The organism is Acinetobacter sp., from assembly GCF_036659555.1.
Classification (GTDB): domain Bacteria; phylum Pseudomonadota; class Gammaproteobacteria; order Pseudomonadales; family Moraxellaceae; genus Acinetobacter.
In genome coordinates this window covers 1-4,456 of the sequence record NZ_JAVXCI010000147.1, presented here as the reverse complement: position 1 = coordinate 4,456, position 4,456 = coordinate 1, and the positions used below count along the sequence as shown (strand labels likewise).

At 50.4% G+C, this 4,456-nt stretch carries 3 protein-coding genes and 1 pseudogene; all 4 read left to right on the top strand.

Features of this window, described 5'->3' with window-relative positions:
- A pseudogene (locus RSA72_RS14035) lies at positions 1–385 on the top strand (NADH-quinone oxidoreductase subunit L); the annotation flags it as partial.
- Between the two features lies 1 nt (position 386).
- Positions 387–2,000 carry an NADH-quinone oxidoreductase subunit M gene (nuoM, locus tag RSA72_RS14030; RefSeq protein WP_332623966.1) on the top strand — a complete coding sequence of 538 codons (1,614 nt, stop codon included), beginning with the start codon at positions 387–389 and terminating at the stop codon, positions 1,998–2,000.
- A 3-nt stretch (positions 2,001–2,003) separates the two neighbouring features.
- Positions 2,004–3,548 (top strand): NADH-quinone oxidoreductase subunit NuoN, encoded by a 1,545-nt coding sequence (gene nuoN / locus RSA72_RS14025; RefSeq protein ID WP_332623964.1) that lies wholly within the window; start codon positions 2,004–2,006, stop codon positions 3,546–3,548.
- Positions 3,549–3,674: 126 nt separating this feature from the next.
- Positions 3,675–4,310: a uracil phosphoribosyltransferase gene (gene upp / locus RSA72_RS14020; protein WP_332623962.1), complete on the top strand. Its 636-nt coding sequence runs from the start codon at positions 3,675–3,677 to the stop codon at positions 4,308–4,310.
- The last annotated feature ends 146 nt before the right edge of the window (positions 4,311–4,456 follow it).

The window sequence follows — 4,456 nt, the reverse complement described above, 5'->3', positions numbered from 1 at the left end:
GCATAGCGCTGAATGGACTGCTGTGGGTATTGCGTCGGTTGGTTTAGTGATTGGCGTGGTCTTATTCGCGTTTGCTTACGGCGCGGTGAAAAGCTTTGCTAAAACTTCATTGGGCGCTGGCTTGGCCAACATCTGCCGCAATGCGCTGGGTTTCGATGCGCTGTACAACATCGTATTTGTGAAGCCGTATCTGCTGATTGCGAAAATCTTGGGCCGTGACCCGATTGACGGCTTATGGCTGGTACTGCCTGCGCTGGTAAAAGCCGGCAACAGCTTCACCAGCTCGCGTCAAACCGGTTCATTGCGTGAATACGCTTCAAGCATGGCATTCGGTACGGTTGTCTTACTGATGATCTTGGTCGTGATTCAGGTCGTGGGGAAATAAAATGGAAGCTCCTAACAATTTAATTTTACCCGCTCTGATCCTTATTCCGTTCATTGCCGGTTTCGCATGCTGGCTGGTCGACAAGCTCGACAAGCACTTGCCGCGCTATATCGCGCTGATCGGCATGCTGGTGACTTTGGTCCTGACCATTGTGCTCTGGCAGACCGGCACATATAACTATGAATTAGGCGGGGCAGCGCCAACTTGGGCTGCTGAGTTTAAACTGCCTTGGATTCAAACCCTGGGCATCAACATCCACTTGGCTGTGGATGGATTGTCGCTTCTTATGGTCGGTTTGACTGCACTTTTAGGTGTGCTGGCTGTCGGCTGTTCATGGGGCGAGATTCAGAAGAACGTCGGTTTCTTCCACCTGAACCTGTTATGGTCTTTAGGCGGCGTGATCGGCGTATTCTTAGCGATTGACATGTTCCTGTTCTTCTTCTTCTGGGAGATGATGCTGGTTCCAATCTACTTCCTGATTGCGCTTTGGGGCCATAAAGGCGCAGAGGGCAAATCGCGCGTTTACGCAGCGACTAAGTTCTTCATTTATACGCAGGTTGCCGGCCTGGTGATGCTGATCGGCATTCTTGGCCTTGTGGCTGTCGGCTATTCAATGAACGGCGTGATCCGCTTTGACTACAGCTACTTAATGGCTGTGGCGCATACCATTGAAGCGCAGGCGCCTGCGCTGGCTTATGCCTTCATGATCTGCCTGTTCATCGGCTTTGCGGTCAAGCTTCCGGTTTTCCCATTGCACGGCTGGCTTCCAGACGCGCATGCGCAAGCGCCTACAGCGGGTTCGGTTGACCTTGCAGGTATCTTGATTAAGACGGCTGCTTACGGTTTATTGCGTTTCGTAATTCCGTTCTTCCCGGCGGCTTCTGCACAGTTTGCAGACATCGCGATCATCTTCGGTTTAATCGGCATTTTCTACGGCGCTTGGTGCGCTTTCCAGCAAACCGATATGAAACGCTTGCTGGCGTACACGTCTATTTCGCACATGGGCTTTGTCTTGCTTGCGATTTACGCAGGCAACATCTTAACCTTCCAGGGCCTGATGATCATGATGCTGGCGCATGGCCTGTCATCTGCTGCATTGTTCATTATGTGCGGTCAGGTGTACGAGCGTGTTCATACGCGTGATATGCGCCTGATGGGCGGCATGCGCGGCCAGTTCCCGTATCTTGCATTCTTCCTCATGTTCTTCGTGGCGGCGCTTGTCGGCATTCCGGGTCTAGGCAACTTCATTGGCGAGTTCCTGATTCTGATGGGTTCTTATGCAAAATTCCCAGTGTTTACTATTCTTGCTGCAGTCAGCTTGGTCTTTGCAGGCCTTTACGGCTTGATTCTGATCCACAAAGCATTATTCGGTACGCCGAGCGAAGAGCAGCAGTCGCATTACAGCAGCCCATTGAAAGACTTAAATGCGCGTGAAGTAGTGATTTTGCTGATCTGTGCTTTCGGCCTGTTATGGCTTGGTCTATACCCGCAAAGCTTCCTTGATGTTTCCAACTCAAGCATGGCGTGGTTAGCGAATAGCTACATTCCTGTTCAAGAAACAGTTGATACAGTGCAGCAAGCTGTTGTTTCAGCTGAAAATGTGGAGATCCAATAAGCCATGAACTTCACAATGTCATTTTCAGAGCTTATGCCTTTAGCGCCAGCCATGATTGTTGCCTTAACAGCAATTGTGGTGATGCTGCTGGTGGCGGTTAAGCGCAATCATAATTTAGCCGCAACCACATCCGTTATCGGCTTGAACCTTGCTGCGCTTTACATTATCTTCGTTGTGTTTGCAGGGCAGTACGCGCCTGCGAACGTAATGAACCTGTTCATCGTCGATCCGTTTACGATGCTGTATCAGTTTGTGATTCTTATTGCAGCGCTTGCGTGCTGCACTCTATCGCACGCTTATATTGAAACCTATAAAGACAACCGTGAAGAGCTTTACATCCTCATGCTTGCGTCCGTAACAGGCGCAATGCTGATGGTGGCAAGCACGCACTATGCTTCTTTCTTCATCAGCCTTGAGCTGATGTCGATTCCAGTGTACGGCCTGCTGGCCTATACGCATCAGCGTTCGCAGTCGCTGGAAGCGGGCGTAAAGTACCTTGTGCTTTCCGCAACAGCTTCCGCAATGCTGCTGATGGGCATGGCGTATATCTATGCCTACACCGGTTCTTTAAGCTTTGTTGCGGAACCGGGCAAGCTGTTCACTAACTTCAGCCAGCCGGCTGTAGTGCTGGGCTTAGCGCTGATCGTCTTTGCGGTTGCGTTTAAACTGTCTCTTGCGCCATTCCATAAATGGACGCCGGATGTGTATGCGGGCGCGCCTGCGCCAATCGCGACTTTCTTGGCGACTGTCGCTAAAGTTGCCATGATTGGCCTGTTTGTGCGCTATCTGCTGTCTTCAGGCCTGATTTTGGCTGACAGCTTCGCAATCATTCTGACCGTTATTGCCGTGCTTTCTATCCTTGCAGGCAACTTGCTGGCAGTGCGCCAAGTGAACCTGAAGCGCATCCTTGCGTATTCTTCAATCGCTCACTTCGGCTACCTGCTGGTGGCTGTAATCAGCGCGCGCAATACCGACTTCCTGCAGGTTCAAGGCTTTGCAACATTTGAAAGCGTGAACGTGTATGTGATCACCTATGTGCTGACAACCATCGGCGCGTTCGGCGTAGTGACATTAATGTCCAGCCCGTACAACAACACAGACGAAGCCGGCAGCCTGGCGGAGTACCGCGGCCTGTTCTGGCGCCGTCCGGTATTGACTGCGGCTTTAACCGTGATGATGCTGTCTCTTGCAGGCATTCCATTAACTGCAGGCTTCATCGGTAAGTTCCTTGTGATCAAAACTGCAGTTGCCGGCCAGTCCTGGTTCCTGGTGGCGATGGTGATCTTAGGTTCGGGTATCGGCCTGTACTACTACCTGCGCGTGATGATCGTGATGTACATGACGCCTCCAGACCATCCGCGCATTGACGCTGTTGATCATTGGGGCCAAAAAGTCGGCGGCATTATGGTGCTTGGCGCGGCGGCTTTGGTGCTGCTGATCGGTGTTTATCCGGACCCGGTTATTGCCGTGTCTAAAGTGGCATTCTTTGCCATTTCGCCTGAATTGCAGCAGTTCATCCTGGCTTTGGTGCAAAGCGGTTTCAACTGATTAATTGACTGATTAATTCAGTTATTACAAAAAAGCCTCCGACTTCGGGGGCTTTTTTATTTTTATCATTTGATAAATGCATTTATAATGGAAGAAATTTTATCTTAACCTTTTAGGTGTTCTCCCGTGGCCATCCATGAAATCCGTCATCCGCTTATCCGCCATAAATTAGGCCTGCTGCGCCGTGCTGAGATCAGCACGAAAAACTTCCGTGAACTGGCGCAGGAAGTGACGATGCTTCTGACTTATGAAGCAACTAAAGATTTGCCGGTATGCGATCATGAGATTGACGGCTGGAACGGCAAAGTTACCGTAGACCGCATTGCCGGCAAAAAAATTACCGTTGTGCCGATTCTGCGCGCGGGCATTGGCATGCTGGACGGTTTTTTAAACTTGATTCCAAGCGCAAAAGTTTCTGTACTGGGCCTTGAGCGCGATGAAGAAACGCTGGAAGCGCGCACTTACTATAAAAAATTAGTGCCGGATGTGCAGAACCGCCTGGCGATGATTATTGATCCAATGCTGGCAACGGGTTCATCGCTGGTGGCGGCGATTGATGTGTTGAAAGCCAGCGGCTGCAAAGACATCCGCGTGATGGTGCTGGTGGCTGCGCCTGAAGGCATTAAGCGTGTTGAAGCTGCGCATCCGGACGTGACTATTTTCACCGCATCAATTGACCAAGGCTTAAATGCCAATGGCTATATCGTGCCGGGCCTGGGCGATGCCGGCGATAAAATTTTCGGTTCAGTGCAGAAAGATTAATTTTTGAATTGAAGCAGAAAGGAGGCTTTAACAGCCTCTTTTTTATATACTGCAACAAAGCGTGTACATATTAGGATCTGTTTATGAAGGCTGAGCAATATCAAGGAAAAGTTAAGCAATATAACGCTGACAAAGGTTTTGGCTTT